The organism is Halomonas sp. S3-1-1 (assembly GCF_023757625.1).
Lineage (GTDB): Bacteria > Pseudomonadota > Gammaproteobacteria > Pseudomonadales > Halomonadaceae > Vreelandella.
The window spans coordinates 229,407-250,406 of sequence record NZ_JALGBZ010000004.1 but is presented as its reverse complement, the minus strand read 5'-3'; the positions used below and the strand labels follow the sequence as shown (position 1 = coordinate 250,406).

The window sequence follows — 21,000 nt, the reverse complement described above, 5'->3', positions numbered from 1 at the left end:
GATGACTCCCAAAGACGCCCCGAGGCAGTACTGCCCCGGGGCGCTTGATAGCTTAACGTTTAACCGTCTGACCCGTTAGCCGAATTAGTAGCTAAAGACCACACGACGGTTTTGCGAGTAGGCGCTGTCGCCCTGACCGCTGGCTGCCGGGCGCTCTTCGCCGTAGCTGACAACGCTCATTTGAGACGGCGAAACGCCTTGAATGTTCAAGAAGCGCTGAACGGCGCGCGCACGACGCTCGCCAAGCGCCATGTTGTATTCACGCGTGCCGCGCTCGTCGGTGTGGCCCTGGAGGGTCACGCGAGCGTTGGGATTGGCCTGCAGATAGCGCGCGTGGCCCATCACGACGGATTCGTACTCGCTTTTGATCGTATCGCGGTCGTAATCGAAGTAGATGGTCCGCACTTCGGGAATGCGCGAGTCGGCCTGCTGGCCGGCGCCGGAGCCAGAAGTGGAACCGTACTGACCGGTACCGCTGGTGCCCATACCGGAACCGGTGCCGGTACCAGCGGTGCTGCCGCTTTGGCTACCGTATGCGTCACCGTCCTGGGTGCCGCCGGTGCTCGAACAGCCCGCAACGGCCAGAATGGAGAATGCGACTGCTAGAGAGCGAGCCAATGGCTTAAGTTGCATGATCAGACTCCTTGCCTGAAAAACAGAATTCAATGTTGTTCAACGTTTCTGTCGTTCAACGTTTTGGAATTGAACGTCAGTTTAAAAAGGGAGACCACGCGGGGTCGCGTACTTCACCCTGTGCTGCCGGCAGTCTGAATGACGAGCGGCCATCCGCCGAAACGGCACTCAAAAAGCCACTTCCACCCTGTTGGGTAGCGAAGATTACCATGGTCCCGTTCGGCGCAACACTGGGAGATTCATCCCGCGTTGACTCGCTCAAGACCACCAACCGGCCACCGTCGAGTTCCTGGCGCGCGACCTGATAACCGCGGTCCGATCGGTGGACCAAAAAGATCTGATCGCCTTCCGGTGAATAGCGCCCGCGAGCGTTGTAGTTGCCGGTGTAAGTCACCCGGTTGGCGTTACCGCCGTTGGCGGACATCTGATAGATCTGGGGGCCGCCGCTGCGATCCGAAGTGAACAAAATGTTGGCGCCGTTGGGCGAAAAGGCCGGCTCGGTGTCGATGCTGTTGCTGTCGGTCAAGCGGTTGAGCGAGCGGCTGCCGATATCGAGTACGTAGATATCCGGCTGGCCATCCTTGGAAAGCGACATTGCCAGGCGGCGACCGTCCGGCGACCAGGCGGGCGCGCCGTTGATGCCCTCGAACGAGGTCGCCTGTACGCGCTGACCGCTCGAAACATCCTGAATATAGATCGCCGGGCGCTCGGTTTCAAAGGAAACATAGGCCAGTTTACGTCCATCCGGGGACCAGGCCGGCGACATGATTGGCTGATCCGACGTCAGCACCTGCTGGCTGCGGGCACCGTCGGCGTCCGCCACGTACAGACCAAACTGCATGTTATCGCCAAGCCCCTGCGCGGTGACGTAAGCGATTTTAGTCGAGAACGCGCCGCGGATGTCGGTGATCGCCTCGAATACCTGGTCGCTGATGTAGTGGGCAGCACCGCGTAAGTCATTGCCGCTGACATTGACGGTTTCGCCGATCATGCGCGTTTGGCCGCTGATATCCATCAGATCGAACTGAAGTTGATAGCCGCCGCCGGTTTGCTGGGCACGCCCGACCACCAGGTAGCGCGTATCCAGCGAACGCCACGTGCCGAACTCAACGTCGCTTGCCTGGCTTGGGCGTTCGAACATGGCGCTGCGCTCGAGCGGCGCGAACATGCCGCTACGCTCCAGGTCATCCTGCACGATTTGCGCCACGTCTTCCGGGAAGCCTTCGCCCCCTTCGAAGGGCACGACGCCAATGGGAAGCGCTTGATCACTACCACGCGTGATTTCGATCGTCAGGTTGGCACTTGCGACGCTGCTGATCAGCAGCAGCACACAAAATAGCCAGGCTTTACTCAAGGTCTGCATCAACGTACCCCCGATGGAGTGAAGTTAAAGTTTATCGGACGCGATCGTATATCGCGCTGCTGTTCCGGCGTTAGCTGTAGCAGTTCGCGAAACGGTGCGGCTTGTTCGACCGCCTGAACGGCGGATTGATCGAAAGCGCTGTTGCCGCTCGACGTTACTATATTAGTCAATAGAACTTCTCCCGAGGGCCCCAAGCGCGCACTTATTACCGCGCGCAGGTTGTCGGCGCCTCCCGGGATGATCCAGGCCTGCTCCACCGCGCGCTGCACCAAGTTGCTGAAGTTGTTCGCCGCCTGCTGCGCTTGCTGGGCGTTGGCCGCGGCAGCCGCCGCCTCGCCTTCGAGCTGGCGCTGCATGGCGGCTTCTGCCTCGCGCTGACGCTGTGCTTCGGCTTCGCGTTCACGCTGTGCCTCGGCCTCACGCTGACGCTGCTCTTCTGCTTCCCGCTCACGCCGTGCCGCCTCTTCGCGTTCGCGCTCGGCTTGGGCTTCTGCTTCTGCTTCGCGGCGTGCTTCCTCTTCGCGCTGACGCTCGGCTTCCGCTTCGGCCTGGCGTTCGCGCTCGGCCTGGGCTTCGGCTTCTGCCTCGCGGCGCGCTTCCTCCTCGCGTTGGCGCTCGGCTTCGGCTTCGCGCTCCTGGCGGGCCTGCTCTTCACGAAGCCTTTGCTGTTCGGCTTCCGCCTCGGCGCGGGCCTGCTCTTCGGCGGCACGCTCCTCGGCGAGCCGCTGGGCCTCCTCTTCGCGGGCCTGAGCCTGGGCTTCGCGCTCCTGGGCAAGCTGCTCGGCCTCCTCGGCGCGACGCGCCGCTTCGGCTTCGGCTTCTTCCAGCGCCCGGGCGCGCTCCGCCGCGGCGGCTTCGGCTGCCGCCTCGGCGTCGGCCTGGGCCGTGCTTTGCTCTGGTTCAGGCTCTGGCTGCGGTTCGGGTTCGGGTTCGGGTTCGGGTTCCGGCGCAGGCTCCGGCGCCTGTTGGGTGTCGCTACTGGCGCCGCTTTCAAGTGCGGCCTGCTGCTCGATCGCCTGCTGCGCCTGGTCGGTGAAGGTTTCGGTACTGACGAAGGTCGCCTGGACGATCGAGGTAGTATCCGGCTCCTCGGTGGACGATGGCCAGCTCACGAGGCTGAAAAGAAGAATCAGCGCGTGCACCGCCACGGCGAGTACCGTAGGCCAGGTGTAGCCGACGTCCTGGGGATCACGAAAAGCGTCATGGGCCATAAAAGCGTTACCCTTGAGCGTCCTGCGGCGGCTCGGAAAGCAGCCCCACGTTGGCCACGCCCGCACGCTGAAGCGTACTCATGAGCACCACGATCTGACCGTAAGGCACATTGCGATCGCCACGTACCATGACCGGCGTATTGGGCACGCGCTGCAAAATGGCGACGACGCGCTCGGAAACTTCGTCGATGGTGACGCTGTTGGTGTCTTCGCCCAAAGTGATATAGAAGCTGCCCTCGTCATCAACGGAGATAATGATGGGATCATTGTCTTCCTGATCCTCGATGGGCTCGGAGCTGACTTGGGGCAGGTCGACCTGAACGCCTTGGGTCAGCATGGGGGTCGTGATCATGAAGATCACCAGCAGTACCAGCATGACGTCGATGAAAGGAACGACGTTGATCTCGCCCATCGGCTTTTTCTTGCCGCCGCGATTGAATGGCCCGTGCATGGCGAACTCCTTTAGCCGACGCTTTTAGTGCTATCGCGACCCTGAAGATTGCGATGCAAAATGGCGTGAAACTCTTCGGCAAAGTCTTCGTACTTGCCCAGTAGTCGGCCGACATCGTTGGAGAGGCGGTTATAGAAAATGACCGCCGGGATAGCTGCGAAAAGGCCCATGGCGGTAGCGATCAGCGCCTCGGCGATCCAGGGTGCGACGGTGGCAAGCGTAGCTTGCTGGGAAAACGACAGCGCCTGAAACGAGCCCATGATGCCCCACACCGTGCCGAAAAGACCGATATAAGGGCTTGCCGAGGCTACGGTGGCCAGAAACGTCAGATGCTGCGTCAGACGGTCCTCTTCGCGCGACCAGGCTACCCGCATGCTGCGCTGAACGCCTTCCAGAACCGTGTCCGGGTTGCGCGTTTTGGGCATCAAGCGGTTGAACTCGCGAAAACCGGATTGAAAGATGTGCTCAGCGCCGTGGCGCGGGTCGTCGGCGGGAATGTCGCGGTAAAGCTCGTTCAGATCCACCCCGGACCAGAACGACTCTTCGAACTCGCTGTACTCGCGCTTGGCGCGACGCAGGGCGATACTGCGCTGGAAAATCACCACCCATGAGAGGATCGACCCCGCCACTAGCAGCAGCATGACCAGCTGTACGACGGTGCTGGCACTCATTATCAGGTGGGGGATAGACATGGTGTTATCGTTCACAGTGGCCCTCATTGGTCAGTCAGCGCAAACGCGCCTGGGTGGTCCGTCGGTTAAATACAATGCCCGCTCAAATGCTTCTAAAGCGCCGCACTTAAGCGTCAGGCCGATGACGTCTGGCGCTCGGCAAAAAGCTCGCTAAGCGCTTCGGGCCAGGCCCGGGGGCGCAGCGTTTGGCGGTCAAGGCAGGCTATCTCGACTGTCGCGCGGCAAAGGAGTTCCTCGTTTCGCCAAACGCGCTGCTCGAACGTCATCCTGCAGCGGCCCATACTCTCGACGTGCGCATCGACGCTTAACGCATCGTCGAGTTTTGCCGGCTTGCTGTAGTGACAAGCCAAGCGGTATACCACTAGCTGCGTGCCTTCGTCCAGCAGCGTTTGCTGGGAAAAGCCCAATGCCCGTAGCCATTCGCTGCGAGCGCGCTCCATGAACTTCAAATAGTTAACGTAGTAGACGATGCCGCCGGCGTCGGTATCCTCGATGTAAACGCGCACCGGCAGATGAAACGCCTGTCGTTGTTCGCCTTTAAGCTGTTCAGATTGGCTCACGGGCGGCGTTCCCCTTCAACATCGACGCTCTGCTCGTGGGGCACGCGGTCGAAATGCAGCCAAGCCTGGCGCGTCACCATTCGCCCACGCGGGGTGCGCATCATAAGCCCCTGCTGGATCAGGTAAGGCTCGATCACATCCTCGATGGTGTCGCGCTCCTCGCCGATCGCCGCCGAGAGCGAATCCACGCCGACCGGGCCGCCGTCGAATTTATCGATCATGGCGAGCAGCAGGCGCCGGTCCATGTGATCGAGCCCGTGATGATCCACGTTTAGCATATTGAGCGCGGCGTCCGCCAACGCAGCGTTAACGACGCCGTCGCCTTTGATGTCGGCGTAGTCGCGCACGCGGCGCAAAAGCCGGTTGGCGATCCGCGGCGTGCCGCGCGAGCGCCGAGCCACTTCGATGGCGCCCTCTTCGTTGGTTTCGACGTTCAAAAGTCTCGCCGAGCGGGATACGATCTCGGTCAGCTCTTCGAGATTATAAAACTCGAGGCGCTGCACGATGCCGAAGCGGTCGCGCAGCGGCGAGGTCAAAAGCCCCGCGCGGGTCGTCGCGCCCACCAGCGTGAAGCGCGGAAGGTCGAGCTTGATCGAGCGCGCCGCCGGGCCTTCGCCGATCATGATATCGAGCTGAAAATCCTCCATAGCCGGGTAGAGGATCTCCTCGACGACCGGCGAAAGCCGGTGGATTTCGTCAATAAAGAGTACGTCGCCCGGCTCCAGGTTGGTGAGCATCGCGGCAAGATCGCCGGCGCGCTCGAGCACCGGGCCTGACGTGGACTTGAGCCCGACGCCCATTTCGGTGGCGATGATGTTGGCAAGCGTGGTCTTGCCAAGCCCCGGCGGGCCGAACACCAGAGTGTGATCCAGGCTCTCTTCGCGCAGCCGCGCCGCGCCGATGAAAATCTCGAGCTGCTCGCGCACGCGCGGCTGGCCGATGTAGTCGTGAAGCTTTTTGGGCCGGATGGCGTGGTCGAGCCGTACTTCGCCCTGTTCCGGCGCGGCGGCGATGAGCCGGTCGTGTTCTAGCATAGTACCCCGTGACTGGCTGGCGTCGAATTGGCTGGCATGGAATCGGTGGGTACGTTCACTTAGCCTCCCATGCGCCGCGTCAGCGCCGCCTTGATCAGCGCCTCGGTGCTTTGGTGCGGGTCAAGGTCGGAAAGCATTTTAGCGGCTTCGGTCAGCTTGTAACCCAGGCTGACCAGCGCGGCTTCCGCGTCGGCGGTATTGTCGCGGGGCGTCGGTTCGCCGTTGGCACCTTCCAGGGCCAGCGGGGCGTATTCGCCGCGCTCCCATTCCGGGAAGCGGTCGCGCATCTCGATAATCAGCCGCTCGGCGGTTTTCTTGCCCACCCCTGGAAGTTTCGTCAGCGCCTTGGCGTCGTCGTCGCGTACGCAGCGCATGAAGGCGTCCTCGTCCATGCCGGAAAGAATCGCCAGCGCGAGCTTCGGCCCCACGCCGTTGACCTTGATCAGCGCGCGAAACAGTGCCCGCTCGTGCTCCCGAGCAAAGCCGTACAGCAGGTGTGCGTCGTCGCGGATCGTCAGGTGGGTATAGAGCGAGACCGGCTCGCCCGGGGCGGGAAGCGCCACGAGGGTCGTCATCGAGGCCTCCAGCTCATAGCCGACGCCGTGCACGTCGACGACCACCCAAGGGGGGTGTTTTTCCAGCAGTGCGCCGCTTAAACGACCAATCATGAACGACCTCATTCCCAAACCAAAAGATGATCAAGCGCTGGCGGGGAGCGCTCGAAACCGGGGTTACTATATGACGACTCTGTACTTATGACCAGTGGTGCCGGGGTCATGAGGCGCTGTCAAAGCCGCCAGCGGCCGCTAGAGCGACGCCTGGCGCCGCGCGCGGGCGTGGCCAGAAGCCCTTGGCCCGCGTAGGCGTGGCTAAGCGCAATTGCCAAAGCGTCGGCGGCGTCGGCTTGGGGCGTGGCGGAGAGATTCAATATCGCGGTGACCATGTGCTGCACCTGAGACTTGTCCGCCCCGCCCTGGCCGGTCACCGCCTGTTTGATCTGGCGGGCGGCGTATTCGGCGATGCCCAGGCCGTGGTTGGCCATACATACCAGTGCCACGCCCCGGGCCTGGCCGAGCTTAAGCGCGGAATCCGGATTTTTGGCCAGAAACACGCGCTCGACGGACACCTCAGTAGGCCGGTGAAGCCCGACCACCTCGGCAAGACCGGCATAAATTTGTGCCAGACGCTGCTCCAGCGCCCCGTCGGCGGTGCGAATACAGCCGCTGGCAACGTAGACCGGCTTTGCGTTGATCAGCTCGATCACGCCGTAACCGGTAATTCGCGAGCCCGGGTCGATACCCAGAATGCGCCGGGGCGGCTCAATGGGCCGTTCATTCATGCTGGTGTTCTCCAACGAACTGCTCTACAACCGGCAAAGCTGGGACGCTTGCCTATATATCAAGACGCCCTGAAACGAAAACACCGGCGCGAACGCCGGTGTTTGAGCCTGCTCGATAGCGAGACGACGTTACTGCGCGGCGTCTTCGGCTTTCGCTTTTTGACGCAGACGGATGTTGAGCTCCTTGAGCTGCTCGGCGCTTACCTCGCCCGGGGCGTCGGTCATCAGACACGCGGCACTCTGGGTTTTCGGGAAGGCGATCACTTCACGAATGGTCTTCGCACCGGCCATTAGCATGACCAAACGGTCGAGGCCGAAGGCCAGGCCGCCATGGGGCGGCGCGCCGTACTGGAGCGCGTCGAGCAGAAAGCCAAACTTCTCCTGGGCTTCTTCTTCACCGATGCCCAGAATCTCGAACACGCTGCGCTGCATGGTCTGATCGTGGATACGGATCGAGCCGCCGCCGAGCTCAGTACCGTTGAGCACCATATCATAAGCGCGCGAAAGCGCCTGGGCCGGGTTGTTCTTGAGCTCTTCCGGCGAGCAGGACGGTGCGGTGAACGGGTGGTGAAGCGGGCTCAAGCGGCCGCTGCCGTCGGTTTCGAACATCGGGAAGTCGACGACCCACAGCGGCGACCACTCCTGAGTGTAGAGCTCGAGATCAGCACCGAGCTTCACACGCAGCGCGCCGATCGCTTCGTTGACCACAGTGGTCTTGTCTGCACCGAAGAAGATGATGTCGCCGTCTTCGGCACCGACGCGGTCCAGAAGCTCTTCGACCACGTTCTCCATGAACTTGACGATCGGCGACTGCAGGCCCTCGAGCCCTTTGGCGCGCTCGTTGACTTTGATCCAGGCCAGGCCTTTGGCGCCGTAGATACCCACGAACTTGGTGTACTCGTCGATCTCCTTGCGCGAGAGGCTGGCGCCGCCCTTGACCTTGAGCGCGGCGACGCGGCCGTCGTCGGCGTTGGCCGGACCTGAGAAGACTTTGAAGTCGACCTGCTTCATCAGGTCGTCGACGTCGGTCAGCTCGAGCGGGATGCGCAGATCCGGCTTGTCGGAGCCGAAGCGGTCCATGGCTTCCTGCCAGGTCATGCGCGGGAAGTCGGGAAGCGTCACGTCGAGCACTTCCTTGAAGAGCTTCTGAATCATCGACTCGGTGATGCCCATGATATCGCTCTCCTCGACGAAGGAGGCCTCGATATCGATCTGGGTGAACTCCGGCTGGCGATCGGCGCGCAGGTCCTCGTCACGAAAGCACTTGGCGATCTGGTAGTAACGATCGAAGCCGGCGACCATCAAAAGCTGCTTGAACAGCTGCGGGGACTGCGGCAGCGCGAAGAACTCTCCAGCGTGGGTGCGGCTCGGGACCAGGTAGTCCCGCGCGCCTTCCGGCGTTGCCCGGGTGAGTACCGGCGTCTCGATATCCAGAAAGCCTTCGTTTTCGAGAAACGCGCGTACGCTGTGGGAGATGCGCGAGCGCAGGCGCAGCTTCTCGATCATGTCCGGGCGGCGCAGATCGATGTAGCGGTGCTTGAGGCGCACTTCCTCGCCTACCTTGCCGTGCTCGTCGAGCTGGAACGGCGGCGTGGCGGCGGTGTTGAGTACCTCGACGTCCTTCGCCAGCACTTCCACCATGCCGGTAGGCATGTTGGGGTTCTGGGTGCCTTCCGGGCGCAAACGGACGCGGCCGGTAATACGCAGCACGTATTCATTGCGAGCACGGTCGGCGGTTTCGAACGCCTGGGCGGTATCCGGGTCGACGACGAACTGCGCAATACCGTCGCGGTCGCGCATGTCGAGGAAAATGACCCCGCCGTGATCACGGCGACGGTGGACCCATCCACAAACGGTCACCGTTTGATCTACCAGAGTTTCGTTAAGCTGGCCGCAATAATGGCTGCGCATGTTTCATCCTGTTCTGTTACGTGGCAATAAAAGTGGCGCGAGCATCGCGCCGTGACCGGCGCGGCTAGGCCGCGGCGCCCTTATCCTTTGATGAACCGCCTTTTGACGAGCCGCTCGACGCAGGCGCGTCGCTTTTCGCACCGGTGCTATCCTTAGCGCTCGAGGTGCCTTGACCGTCCGCGGCAAGGTTTTTCTTGCCGCCGGTTTTGAAATCGGTTTCGTACCAGCCGCCACCGGCCAGGCGAAAGCCCGCCGCCGATACCAGCCTTGAAAGCTCGTCCTGGGCACATGCCGGGCAGTGGGTTAGCGGGTCGGCACTGATTTTCTGTAATTTTTCCATGCGATGACCGCAGGCCTTGCACTCATACTCATAGATGGGCATGTTGATGGCTCCTGAAAAGCTCAACTGGACAGGACGTTGATGACCCAAGCGTCGTTGGGCCGAGACAATATGTGGCCTGTGGTCATAAATTCCAAGACAGCGGCCCGCAAAGCCGCCCATTATACCCTTTTGTGCCCCCTGCCAAGCAAGGTTTGACAGGGCCTGCCGCCTATATGGAGATCACCAAATGCCCCACGCGGTAATGCTCGATGCGAAAAGCATGGGTCCTGATATCGATTTCACCGCCATCCGCGACAGCGTGTCATCGCTCGAGGTTTTCGATCAGACGGCGCCAGAAGAGGCTTTCGATCGGCTCAAGAGCGCCGAGATCGCGCTGGTCAATAAGGTCAAAATCGGCCGCGACGTGCTCGACGCCCTGCCCTCGCTCAAGCTGATCTGCGTGATGGCCACCGGGGTCAACAATATCGATATGGACGCCGCCAGGGACAACGGCATCGCGGTGAAAAACGTCACCGCCTACGGTACGGCGAGCGTCTCCCAGCACACGCTAATGCTGATGCTCACCCTGGCGGCGCGCCTGCCACGCTATCAGCAGGACGTCGCCGCCGGTGCCTGGCAGCAGAGCGCGTTTTTCTGCCTGCAGGACTATCCGACGCTGGAGCTTGCCGGCAAGCAGCTCGTCATGGTCGGCCAGGGGGAGCTCGGCTCCGAGGTGGCGCGCTTGGCCGAGGCGTTTGGCATGAACGTGCATTTTGCCGCCCGTCCCGGCGACGAGGCGAATGACGAGCGCCAAAGTCTCGATGAACTGCTGCCCCAGGCCGATGTGATCAGTCTGCACTGCCCGCTCAACGAACAGACGAAGCACCTGATCAACCAGGCGCGACTGGAGAAAGCGAAGTCGACGCTTTTGCTGATCAACTGTGCTCGCGGCGGCATCATCAATGAGCACGCCGCGCTGCAAGCGCTTCGTGACGGACAGATTGGCGGGCTTGCCGTGGACGTGCTGCCCGAAGAGCCGCCCCGCGAGGGCCACGCGCTACTGGATGCGCTGGCCGCTCGCGAGCCGCTCAATCTGATTGTCACCCCGCACAACGCCTGGATCACCCCCGAAGCGCGTCAGAACATCGTTCGCCTGACCGCCGAGAATATCGACTCCTACAAAAAGAGCGCCTGAGGCGCTCTTGTAAAACGGGGTTTGCCACGGTCCTCAGGCCGTGGTGAAACTCTCAGGCGCGTGGGCCTCCTTGATCTGCTCGACGCTCACGTCGGTTACATGAGCGCCCTCCGGGCCTTGCCATAGCCACTCGACGAGCGAATCGACTGCCTCTTCTTTCCCGCATGCCAGTACCTCGACACGACCGTCGGAGAGATTTTTAGCGTAGCCGCTGATGCTGGTGGCCAGCGCCTTTTCCCGAGTAGTACTGCGAAAATTGACGCCCTGCACCTTGCCGGTCACAAACGCCCGTACGCTTTTGGTCGACATGTCGGCCTCCTTGAACTCCTTGACGAACTCGTGCTTGACGCGAACGGCGCTATTGCGCGGTATGATCGCCCGCCCGCGTCGGGTCAACAGCGAGCGTGTAAACGCTGCGCCGAACAGCAAAATCAGCGAGCTGTAATAAACCCATAAAAGCACCATGACCACCGAGCCCGCCGCCCCGTAGGTCGAGGCCGTGGCAGTATAGGCGAGATAAATGGCGATCAAATTGCGCCCGATGGTGAATAGAATGGCTGTCACCAAACCGCCGATGAACACGTCTCGCCAGCGCAGTACAACGTCCGGCAGCACCTTGAAGATGGTCGCGAACAGCAGCGTCACCATGCCTAGCGACACCAGCGACTCCGCCGTGCGGGTAAAAAAGCTGATATAGGGCACGATATAGTTGGCGGCCTGCAGCATGCCCCGCACCACGACGCCCAATACCAGCGATACCAGCAGGATGAAGCCAATGGCAAGTACGACGGTGAGCGATAAAAGGCGCGTCTTGATGAAGATGAATACGCTGTTGGAGGTAGGTTTGGCGGTCACGTCCCAGATCGTATTGAGCGAGAACTGCATCTGCCCAAAAACGGTGGTCGCACCGATCAGCAGCGCCCCAAAGCCCAAAAGCGTTGGCAGCAAGCCCGACTCCTCGATACGCGATTGGGCTACCGCTTGCTCAATGGCGGAGGCCGCATCGAGTCCGAGCGTTCCCTGCAACTGAGCGACGATTTGCCCCTGGGCGGCCTCTTCGCCAAGCACCATACCGATGACCGTCACCGCGATGATGATCGTTGGCGCGAGCGAAAAAAGGGTGTAAAAGGCCAGCGAGCCTGCATAGCTAAAGGCGTTTCGCTCGAGCCAGAGCGCGATGGCGTCCTGTACCACTTGCCACCAAAAAAGCAGCCTTCGTTTTATTAGCATGTTGATTCCCTTGCAAAATGCTTTATAAGTGCGCCTTATATCGAGCGCTTTTTAAAATCAATAACAGCATACCTAACTATAGCCTGCATCGCAGCGTTGTCGTGCTGCAGGCAGAACCTGTCTGTGGGCATACAATCATCGGCTCTGAGCCGAGTGGCCATCAGGCCTGCAAAAAGTCGCGGGGTAGCTTCATCATCTGGCGCCACAGCCGTTCGACGCCAGGCTTATGGACCAGCGAGCAGCGGTAAAGGCGGATTTCCAGCGGGATATCGAGGCTCTCGTCACCGGCGCGTACCAGCCGGCCACTTCTAAGCTCTTCGCGAATGCAGAAATCCGGGATCCAGGCCATGCCCACGCCTTGCAGCACCATCCCTTTCAGCCCTTCCGCCATCGCGGTTTCGTACACAGTGCGCAGGTTCAACCGACGCGGGTCGTTTTTGAGCACCATATGCACGCTTTTCCCCAAAAAAGCGCCTTGGCTATAGGTCAGATATGGCACCGGCTCGGGCTGGTCGAGGGTGAACAGCGGCTTGCCCTGGGGGTCGGCAAGCGATACCGGCAGCATTTTGACGTTGCCAATCGAAAACGAGGGAAAGACCTTGGTGTCGAGTTGCATGGTGGCAAAGGGGTCGAAATAGGCGAGCATCAAATCGCAGTTGCCCTCGCGCAGCACGTGAATCGCTTCGCCAACGTTCATCGCCACTAATCGGGTAGGCAGCTCCCCTACCCCTTTTTGGAGTCGCGATATCCAGGGCGGATAGAAACTCAGCGCAAGCGAGTGCGCCGCGACGATATCCAGCGCCTCGTTGGCAATCGATAACCCCCGCAGGTGGTTCAGCGATTCGTTGAGCTGATCGACCAGGTTGCGCGCGGTGACCAAAAAAAGCTGGCCCTCTGCGGTTAGCCCGATCGGGGTGGTCGAGCGATCCACCAGCGTGGTACCCAGCGCTTGCTCCAACGCGCGAATCCGCCGGCTAAAGGCGGGCTGAGTGACGTGACGCTGCCGCGCGGAGGTCGAAAAGCTGCGCGTATTGGCCAGCGCGACGAAATCCTCGAGCCATTTGGTTTCCAGATTCACCCGGTTCTCCTTGGTTCGGCCTTTCTGCAAGCGCTACTGAATGGGCGCGGTTAAATACGCGGCTCTCGACACGACCTTTTTCCAAAGCGGACGATTACGAATTTCGTCAATCGTAACGCGACGACATTGGGTAAAGTCCTCTTCCAGCATTCGCTCAACGTCCAGCGCAAAGGATTCAGACGGCATATACGCGGTAATTTCAAAATTAAGACGAAACGAACGGTTATCCAGATTGACGGTGCCAACGGTTGCCGCTTCTGAATCAATTAGCATGACCTTTTGGTGTAAAAAACCAGGAAGATAACGGTATATTTTCACTCCGGCACGCAGCATGTCGGGTAAAAAGGAGAAGGCCGAGAGGAATACCAGAAGGTGGTCCGGGCGCTCGGGGATCATCACGCGTACGTCCACTCCCCGCATGGCCGCCAAGCGAAGCGCGTCCTGAACGCCCTGATCCGGTACGAAATAGGGGCTTGTCACCCAGAGCCGGTCGTTGGCGCTATGGATTAGCTGCTGTACCAAAAGACTGGCGGTATCGTGCTTGTCTGCTGGCCCGGAAGGTACGATCACCACCTGATGATCCATTTGGGCGTGGTTTTCCGCATGCCAATTCAGGATGATGACTTCTCCGGTCGCCCAGTGCCAATCCTCCCAAAAGGCTTCCTGAAGGCCGAGTACGCCCGGGCCCTGGAGCGCCAAGTGAGTATCACGCCAAGGGCCGTGACGCGGGTTTTCACCCAAGTACTCGACCCCAACGTTAAAGCCCCCGACCCACCCTTTTTTGCCGTCCACCACCATGATCTTGCGGTGGTTGCGGAAATTGAGCTGAAAGCGGTGCTTGAACCCCCGGGATGAGCCAAAGGGGCTAATCGCTACTCCTTCGCTTTCAAGCTCCTTGAAGTAGCTGTCGCGCAGTTTGCGGCTGCCAAGTTCATCGTAGAGAAAATAAACCCGTACGCCCCGCCGGGCCGCTTCGAGCAGGCGCGCTTTTAATGCCTGGCCAAGCCGGTCGTTACGTACGATGAAAAATTGCAGTAGCAGGTAGTCTGTCGCCTCGTCGATGCCCTGAAACAGACTTTCGAACGTGGCCTCTCCATCGATGAGAAGTTCGGCGTGGTTACCCTTGGTCAGCGGCATCATCGCCAGTTGCTCGACCGCCTGAATATCCGGCGTGGCGGGTAGCGAAATGTGCGGCTTCATATTGTTGCGGTAGCGGCGCAGCACACGTCGCAATACGTTGTCTCTGGCGCCGCGGGCAGTCACGTAGCCGTAAAAGCGTGGGCGGCCGAACAGCCAATAGGCCGGCAGTGCAACGTAGGGAAACGTGAGAAGCGACATGATCCAGGCAACGGCGCCCTGGGAGGTACGGCTCGACATCAGCGCCATGACGGCGGACACCACCCCCAGAAGATGAATCAGTAGAATGGCCGTACCGATAAGCCACGAGGTCATCGAACGCTCCCTGCCATGGACATGAATTCCTTTGCGATTTCACATGTACAAAAGCCCCGCAGTACGGGGCTTTGTCGGTCTATTGTTACAGGCGATGAGTTTACGCGGTTTCGGCGATGATTGCCTTCCATTTGGCCGGGCCGGTCTGATGCACAGAGGTACCTTGCGTGTCGACGGCGACGGTCACCGGCATATCTTCTACCTCGAATTCATAGATGGCTTCCATCCCCAAATCCTCGAACCCGACCACGCGCGACTTCTTGATCGCCTGAGCGACGAGATAAGCCGAGCCGCCGACGGCCATCAGGTAAACCGCCTGGTTGTCGCGAATCGCTTCGATGGCGGCCTCGCCCCGCTCCGCCTTGCCGACCATGCCCAACAGGCCGGTCTCTTCAAGCATGGTGCGAGTGAACTTGTCCATTCGGGTAGCGGTGGTCGGGCCGGCGGGGCCAACGACTTCGTCACCGATCGGGTCGACCGGGCCGACGTAGTAAATGAAGCGCCCTTTCATATCGACGGGCAGCGGCTCGCCCTTGCTGATCATATCGGTCATGCGCTTGTGAGCGGCGTCACGGCCGGTCAAGAGCTTGCCGTTGAGCAGCAGCGTGTCGCCTGGCTGCCAGGTCTTCACCTCTTCCGGGGTGACGCTATCGAGATCGACCCGCTTGACGTTTTCGCCGACTTCGCGAGTGATCTCCGGCCAGTCCTCGAGTTTGGGCGCGGGCAGTGCCACCGGACCGGAGCCGTCGAGGGTGAAGTGTGCGTGGCGAGTGGCGGCGCAGTTGGGAATGATGGCGACCGGCTTGTTCGCCGCATGGGTCGGGTAGTCCTTGACCTTGATGTCGAGCACCGTGGTCAAACCGCCCAGCCCCTGCGCGCCGATGCCGGTCTTGTTAACCTTATCGAACAGCTCCAGACGCAGCTCTTCGGCGCGATTGCTCGCCCCGCGTGCCTGCAAGTCCTGAATGTCGATCGGATCAAGCAGCGCTTCCTTGGCGATCTCCATGGCTTTTTCGGCGGTGCCGCCGATGCCGATACCGAGCATGCCCGGCGGGCACCAGCCGGCACCCATTTTGGGCAGCTGATCGAGCACCCAGTCGACGACGCTATCGGACGGGTTCAGCATCGCGAACTTGGATTTCGCTTCGCTGCCGCCGCCTTTCGCCGCTACGTGGATATCGACCTTATCACCCGGTACGAGCTTGTGGTGAATGATGGCGGGCGTGTTGTCCTTGGTGTTCTGACGCTTGCCGTCCGGGTCGGCCAGTACCGAGGCACGCAGCACGTTGTCGGGCAGCAGGTAGGCACGGCGCACGCCTTCGTTGACCATGTCGTCGAGGCTCATGTCCGCTTCCCACGTGACGTTCATGCCGACATGAACGAACACGGTGACGATGCCGGTATCCTGGCAAATCGGCCGGTGGCCGGTGGCGCACATCCGCGAGTTGATCAGGATCTGGGCGATGGCATCTTTGGCAGCGGGGTTCTCTTCTCGCTCGTAGGCAGCCGCCATGGCGTCGATGAAGTCTTTCGGGTGGTAGTAGGAGATGTACTGAAGGGCGTCGGCAACGCTTTGAATAACGTCATCCTGCTTGATCACGGTCATGAACAACGGGCTCCTCGATGGATCGGTTTCAAGCGGCTATTTAACATGGGATTTTTTTCAATCCGTTAGCCGTTCTAATCCGCCCATTATACCCGATCACCCCTTCCCCAGCAGCTTTGCGTTAACTGCGAATTTCCTTTCCTGATTTAATTTAATTACCGACTAGCAAGATAACGGTATAAATATTGGTGCCATTAGGCAACCGGCTGACAGTGCGGGCACCAATAGAGCCGTCGCGAGCCCACCATCTGCCGCTCGATAATCTCGCCACAGCGATGACAAGAGAGCCCGGCACGCTCGAACACGCTAAAGCGCCACTGCCGCCTGGTTTCACCCGCAATTTTGGCCTGCTCGATCCACGCGTCGCGATTCGTCACGCCCGCCTGTCGGTAGGCCTGCCACGTAGTGTCGATAATGATCTGCGCCAGCTGCTCTCGCTCGGTGGCGATAAGATCGACCGGACGCTTTTTGGGATGAAGCCCTGCGTAGAACAAAATCTCCGAGCGCAAATAGTTGCCGAGCCCGGCGACCAGGCCCTGATCGAGCAGCAGTGCCCCGAGGCTTCGACGATGAAAGCGCGAGTCGTCGAGTCGCGCCAGCACGCTGGCAGTCGAAACGTTTTGACTCAAAAGATCCGGTCCGAGCCTCGCCAAAAACGGATGATCTTCGAGCGCATTAGCATCGAGTAGCGCAATGTCAGAGGCGCTGTAGAGACTCGCCACCCTGCCCTCGGTGACGAGCCTCACGCGCAGCGATCGGTTGGTTTGGGGCGGTTTGTGCGCGGCGTGAAGTTTCCATACCCCGTAGAGCTGATTATGGGAATAGAGCACGCGCTGGTTATCGAAGCGGATCAGCATCGCCTTACCGCGGGTTTCGACCGCGTCGACACGGGTGTCGATCAGTGAATTTGCTTGGGTCTGAAGCTCTTCGAAGGCGAACCAGGCGTGCTCCAGCACGCGCCCGCCGATCTGCTTTTCGATGCGATCCGCCGCGCGGCGGATCTCGGGTCCTTCCGGCATGTTTACCCCAGTACCAGCTGTTTCTCTTTCATTTGGTTGAGCTGGTCGCGAAGGCGCGCCGCTTCCTCGAACTCCAGGTTCTGGGCCGCCTCGAACATGGCGTCTTCGAGCTTTCCGATCGCCTCACCCAGCTCGTGCTGGCCCATGTTGGCAATATCGTAATCCGGCGCGGCGCTTTTCTTGCGATCCGCCCCGCGGCGACCGTTGGTTTTCTTCGCCCCGGGAGCTTGGGCCGCTTCGAGAATATCGGCGACCGAACGCGTGACGGTGGTCGGCGTAATACCGTGCTCTTCGTTATGCGCCATTTGCTTGGTGCGGCGCCGCTCGGTTTCATCCATGGCTTTGCGCATCGAATCGGTGATGCGATCACCGTAGAGAATCGCCTTGCCGTGGGCGTTTCGCGCGGCGCGCCCGATGGTCTGGATGAGCGAGCGCTCGGCGCGCAGAAAGCCCTCCTTGTCCGCATCGAGAATGGCCACCAGCGATACTTCTGGAATATCCAGGCCTTCGCGCAACAGGTTGATACCCACCAGCACGTCGAACTTGCCCAAACGAAGATCGCGGATGATCTCGACGCGCTCGACGGTGTCGATATCCGAGTGCAGGTAGCGCACGCGCACATCGTGATCATCGAGATATTCGGTCAGATCCTCTGCCATACGCTTGGTCAGCGTGGTGACGAGTACACGCTCGCCGACCGCGGTACGCTTGTGCACTTCAGACAGTAGATCATCGACCTGAGTACTGGCCGGGCGCACCTCGATTTCCGGGTCCAATAGCCCTGTAGGCCGCACCACCTGCTCGACGACCTGCCCGGCGTGCTCGGCTTCGTACTTACCCGGCGTTGCCGAGACGAAGATTGTCTGTGGAGAGATCGACTCCCACTCCTCGAATTTCATCGGGCGGTTATCCAGCGCCGAGGGCAGCCGGAAGCCATACTCAACCAGGGTTTCCTTGCGCGAGCGGTCACCCTTGTACATACCGCCCACCTGCGGAACGCTTACGTGGGATTCATCGATGAACAGCAGAGCATCGTCGGGCAGGTAGTCGAAGAACGTCGGCGGCGCGTGGCCCGGATCGCGCCCGGAAAGGTAGCGAGAGTAGTTTTCGATGCCGTTACAGTAGCCAAGCTCCAGCATCATTTCGATATCGTAGAGCGTGCGCTGCTCGAGACGCTGTGCTTCCACCAGCCGTTCGTGCTTTCGAAGCCACTCCAGGCGCTCCTTAAGCTCGCCCTTGATCGACTCGATCGCCTCGAGGATCGTCTCGCGCGGCGTCACATAGTGAGATTTCGGATAGATGGTCATGCGCGGCACCTGGCCGCGCACGTCGCCGGTGAGCGGGTCGAACAGGCGAATGGAGTCGATCTCGTCGTCGAACAGCTCGACCCGCACCGCCTCCTCGTCGGAATCCGCGGGAAAGATGTCGATGACGTCGCCGCGTACGCGGTAGGTGCCACGGCGAAAATCCATGTCGTTGCGCGTGTACTGAAGCTCCGCGAGCCGGCGCAGGAACGCGCGCTGATCGATCAGCTCACCGCGGGTGAAGTGCAGGCGCATCTTAAGGTACTGATCCGGGTCGCCCAGGCCGTAAATCGCCGACACCGACACCACGATCAGCGCGTCGCGGCGCTCTAAAAGCGCCTTGGTCGCCGACAGACGCATTTGCTCGATGTGGTCGTTGATCGAGGCGTCTTTCTCGATGAAGGTGTCCGACGATGGGACGTAGGCTTCGGGCTGGTAGTAGTCGTAATAGGAGACGAAATACTCCACCGCGTTGTCCGGGAAAAACGCCTTGAATTCGCCGTAGAGCTGGGCGGCCAGGGTCTTGTTCGGCGCCATGACGATGGTTGGGCGCTGAAGCTCCTGCACGATATTGGCCATGGTGAAGGTCTTGCCCGAGCCGGTCACGCCCAATAGCGTCTGATGGGCAAGCCCCGACTCGAGCCCGCTGATCAGGCCCTTAATGGCATTGGGCTGATCGCCCGCAGGCTGAAATTTCGACGTTAGCCGGAACGCTTTGCTCATCACTACTCCAGTTCTTAAAAGGGCTATTGGCTCGAGGCTTCAGTCGCACTCGCAAGCCGGGTCTCGATGGTGACCGTGGCTTCGGTCATCAAGCGCTGTACGGGGCAACGGCTGCTGATGTCCAAAAGCTTATGCTTCATCGCGTCGTCCAGCGGACCGTGAAAGTCGAGACGTACGTCCAACCCGTACTCGCCTTCCCGCTCCTTGCTGTCGTCACGCGCGATGGTCACGGTGATACCTTCGAGCGGCCACTCCTTGCGCTTGGCGTACATCTGTACGGTGATCGCCTTGCAGCTACCCAGCGCCATATCGAAGTAGTCGTGGGGGTCCGGGTCCTGACCCTCGCCACCCAGCACTTTGGGCGCATCAGCATAAAGCGCCTCGACGCTTTCGACCTCGATGCGGTGGCGAAACGTCCGGTTGCGTTCGCTGATCAGCGTGATGGGGGTATGCATCATTTGACCTCGACGCCCAGCTTGAGATCCTTTACTGCCTTGACGAGCGTTTGGTGGCTCGCCCGCCCTTCGACTTCCGCGCCGTGGCGGCCGACCTCTGCACTCTCCACGCCGTCGAGCATCATGAGCGCGGTGGTGATTCGGTTGACCTGATCGGCGTTTTGTACACCCTTGAAGCTCAGCGATTGATTAGCCATGACACGTCCTTTACTTGAGCCGGCGCCTGCGCCGGTGAACTCGTGCAAAGGCTCGCTGCAAAACATTGGACAGCAGAACCTATGCAAAACTGATACAGACCGAGAAGTCTAGCACGGTGGGGACGCCTTGCAATTACAACCTGGCGCCCGCACCTGCGTTGAGTAGTGTTAGGCTAGACGCATTCTCAATCTATTTGCCGTGGAGCATGTATGGCAACCGAACAGTCCCCCACTTTTAATGGTGAAGTGCGCCTGGATCACCTATCGGTACTGGACATCAAGGGCGAGAACGCCGAGAAATTCCTTCAGGGCCAGACCAGCGCCCAGGTGAGTCTGGCCAATGGCGCTTTCGCTCCGCTCACCTGCTTCTGCACGCCCAAGGGGCGCATCATCGCCAACGGTCAGCTCTTTCGCGTTGCCGAGCACCACTATCGTTTGCTGGTCAGCGCCACGCTAGCGGAGAAGCTCGCGACCCACCTTAAAAAGTTTGCGGTGTTCTACCGCGCCGAGCTCAGTGTCAATACCAATATCGCTCTCGTGGGCGCTGGAGCTGATCAGGGCGTTAAACGCGCCGAGGCGCTGGGGCTCGAGCTCCCTAAAAGCGGCTACCTGCACACTGGCGACGAAAAGGCTTCCGTTTTGCGCCTGCCGTTTGAAGAGCGCTACCTCTTCTGTATTGAGGAAGACGTGCCGGGCGCGGATGCGGCGCTCGAAAACGCCTGGCGGCTCGCGGACATTCGAAGCGGCATCGCCTGGCTTGACGAAGCTCAGGAAGATCATTTTCTGCCGCAGATGATCAACTGGGAGGCGCTGGGTGGCATCAGCTTCAAGAAAGGGTGCTACACCGGCCAGGAAGTCGTGGCGCGGGCGCACTTTCGTGGCCAGGTCAAAAAGCGCCTGGTGCGCGCGAGCTTAAATGCCGATGCACTGCCCGCCGCGACTGAAACGCTGGTCAGTGACGAAGGCAAAAGCCTGGGCGAGGTGGTCAGCAGTGCCTTTGGTGATCAGGGGTACGTCGAGCTGCTGGCGGTGGTGGCAACCAAAGCCATCGATGAGCCGCTGCCGCTTTATCTCAACAACCAGCCCGTGACGCTCGAGTCACTGCCCTACGCCGTCGAGCGCCTGGACCCGGAGCAGCTCTCGGCGAGCCTGATGGCCACGTAACGAGCCGGCATCAAAAACGGCCCTGCGAACGTCAGTCCGCAGGGCCGTTTTTGATGCCGCT

21 protein-coding genes and 1 pseudogene are annotated in these 21,000 nt (G+C 60.6%); 2 read left to right on the top strand and 20 right to left on the bottom strand.

What is annotated here, in order from left to right:
* Positions 1–84 precede the first annotated feature (84 nt).
* The 11 genes from pal to MQW23_RS13620 form a co-directional block, all read right to left on the bottom strand.
* Positions 85–633: a peptidoglycan-associated lipoprotein Pal gene (pal, locus tag MQW23_RS13670; protein ID WP_252108748.1), complete on the bottom strand. Its 549-nt coding sequence runs from the start codon at positions 631–633 to the stop codon at positions 85–87.
* A 76-nt stretch (positions 634–709) separates the two neighbouring features.
* Positions 710–1,996, bottom strand: coding sequence for a Tol-Pal system beta propeller repeat protein TolB (tolB, locus tag MQW23_RS13665; RefSeq protein WP_252108747.1), 1,287 nt, complete (start codon positions 1,994–1,996; stop codon positions 710–712).
* Positions 1,996–3,207: a cell envelope integrity protein TolA gene (gene tolA / locus MQW23_RS13660; RefSeq protein WP_252108746.1), complete on the bottom strand. Its 1,212-nt coding sequence runs from the start codon at positions 3,205–3,207 to the stop codon at positions 1,996–1,998. Before tolA ends, tolB begins: the two co-directional genes overlap by 1 nt.
* Positions 3,208–3,214: 7 nt before the next feature.
* Positions 3,215–3,658: a protein TolR gene (gene tolR / locus MQW23_RS13655; protein WP_252108745.1), complete on the bottom strand. Its 444-nt coding sequence runs from the start codon at positions 3,656–3,658 to the stop codon at positions 3,215–3,217.
* An 11-nt stretch (positions 3,659–3,669) separates the two neighbouring features.
* The gene (tolQ, locus tag MQW23_RS13650; protein ID WP_252108744.1) at positions 3,670–4,350 is read right to left on the bottom strand and encodes a protein TolQ; all 681 of its coding nucleotides are present in this window, start codon (positions 4,348–4,350) and stop codon (positions 3,670–3,672) included.
* A 113-nt stretch (positions 4,351–4,463) separates the two neighbouring features.
* Positions 4,464–4,910: a tol-pal system-associated acyl-CoA thioesterase gene (gene ybgC / locus MQW23_RS13645; protein ID WP_252108743.1), complete on the bottom strand. Its 447-nt coding sequence runs from the start codon at positions 4,908–4,910 to the stop codon at positions 4,464–4,466.
* Positions 4,907–5,944: a Holliday junction branch migration DNA helicase RuvB gene (gene ruvB, locus MQW23_RS13640; RefSeq protein WP_252108742.1), complete on the bottom strand. Its 1,038-nt coding sequence runs from the start codon at positions 5,942–5,944 to the stop codon at positions 4,907–4,909. The genes ybgC and ruvB overlap by 4 nt, the downstream gene beginning before the upstream one ends.
* A gap of 59 nt (positions 5,945–6,003) precedes the next feature.
* Entirely contained in the window at positions 6,004–6,612 is a 609-nt protein-coding gene (gene ruvA / locus MQW23_RS13635) for a Holliday junction branch migration protein RuvA (protein WP_252108741.1), read from the bottom strand.
* 119 nt (positions 6,613–6,731) lie between these two features.
* Positions 6,732–7,283, bottom strand: coding sequence for a crossover junction endodeoxyribonuclease RuvC (ruvC, locus tag MQW23_RS13630; protein ID WP_252108740.1), 552 nt, complete (start codon positions 7,281–7,283; stop codon positions 6,732–6,734).
* 129 nt (positions 7,284–7,412) lie between these two features.
* Entirely contained in the window at positions 7,413–9,194 is a 1,782-nt protein-coding gene (gene aspS, locus MQW23_RS13625; protein ID WP_252108739.1) for an aspartate--tRNA ligase, read from the bottom strand.
* A 64-nt stretch (positions 9,195–9,258) separates the two neighbouring features.
* Complete coding sequence (locus MQW23_RS13620) at positions 9,259–9,576, bottom strand: FmdB family zinc ribbon protein (RefSeq protein WP_252108738.1); 318 nt, start codon at positions 9,574–9,576, stop codon at positions 9,259–9,261.
* Between the two features lie 187 nt (positions 9,577–9,763).
* Here MQW23_RS13620 and MQW23_RS13615 point away from each other — a divergent pair, with 187 nt between their 5' ends.
* Positions 9,764–10,711, top strand: a complete 948-nt coding sequence (locus tag MQW23_RS13615) for a D-2-hydroxyacid dehydrogenase (protein ID WP_252108737.1) — start codon at positions 9,764–9,766, stop codon at positions 10,709–10,711.
* Positions 10,712–10,744: 33 nt separating this feature from the next.
* Here MQW23_RS13615 and MQW23_RS13610 read toward each other — a convergent pair whose 3' ends face one another.
* The 9 genes and pseudogenes from MQW23_RS13610 to MQW23_RS13570 all read right to left on the bottom strand — a co-directional run bounded on the left by MQW23_RS13610 (position 10,745) and on the right by MQW23_RS13570 (position 19,775).
* Complete coding sequence (locus MQW23_RS13610; protein ID WP_252108903.1) at positions 10,745–11,020, bottom strand: acylphosphatase; 276 nt, start codon at positions 11,018–11,020, stop codon at positions 10,745–10,747.
* 21 nt (positions 11,021–11,041) lie between these two features.
* Positions 11,042–11,941, bottom strand: a pseudogene (locus tag MQW23_RS13605) (YihY/virulence factor BrkB family protein); the annotation flags it as partial.
* A gap of 160 nt (positions 11,942–12,101) precedes the next feature.
* Complete coding sequence (locus MQW23_RS13600; RefSeq protein ID WP_252108736.1) at positions 12,102–13,019, bottom strand: LysR substrate-binding domain-containing protein; 918 nt, start codon at positions 13,017–13,019, stop codon at positions 12,102–12,104.
* Between the two features lie 33 nt (positions 13,020–13,052).
* Complete coding sequence (cls, locus tag MQW23_RS13595) at positions 13,053–14,471, bottom strand: cardiolipin synthase (protein ID WP_252108735.1); 1,419 nt, start codon at positions 14,469–14,471, stop codon at positions 13,053–13,055.
* A 100-nt stretch (positions 14,472–14,571) separates the two neighbouring features.
* Complete coding sequence (locus MQW23_RS13590; RefSeq protein ID WP_252108734.1) at positions 14,572–16,077, bottom strand: fumarate hydratase; 1,506 nt, start codon at positions 16,075–16,077, stop codon at positions 14,572–14,574.
* A 194-nt stretch (positions 16,078–16,271) separates the two neighbouring features.
* Positions 16,272–17,096 (bottom strand): endonuclease VIII, encoded by an 825-nt coding sequence (gene nei / locus MQW23_RS13585; RefSeq protein WP_252108733.1) that lies wholly within the window; start codon positions 17,094–17,096, stop codon positions 16,272–16,274.
* Between the two features lie 2 nt (positions 17,097–17,098).
* Positions 17,099–19,123, bottom strand: a complete 2,025-nt coding sequence (gene uvrB, locus MQW23_RS13580) for an excinuclease ABC subunit UvrB (RefSeq protein ID WP_252108732.1) — start codon at positions 19,121–19,123, stop codon at positions 17,099–17,101.
* Between the two features lie 23 nt (positions 19,124–19,146).
* A complete protein-coding gene (locus MQW23_RS13575) occupies positions 19,147–19,578 on the bottom strand; it encodes an OsmC family protein (protein ID WP_252108902.1) in 432 nt (143 codons plus the stop codon).
* Positions 19,578–19,775: a hypothetical protein gene (locus MQW23_RS13570; protein ID WP_252108731.1), complete on the bottom strand. Its 198-nt coding sequence runs from the start codon at positions 19,773–19,775 to the stop codon at positions 19,578–19,580. Before MQW23_RS13570 ends, MQW23_RS13575 begins: the two co-directional genes overlap by 1 nt.
* 210 nt (positions 19,776–19,985) lie before the next feature.
* Between MQW23_RS13570 and ygfZ the strand changes: the two genes are divergently transcribed.
* Complete coding sequence (ygfZ, locus tag MQW23_RS13565) at positions 19,986–20,939, top strand: CAF17-like 4Fe-4S cluster assembly/insertion protein YgfZ (RefSeq protein WP_252108730.1); 954 nt, start codon at positions 19,986–19,988, stop codon at positions 20,937–20,939.
* Positions 20,940–21,000: the final 61 nt, after the last annotated feature.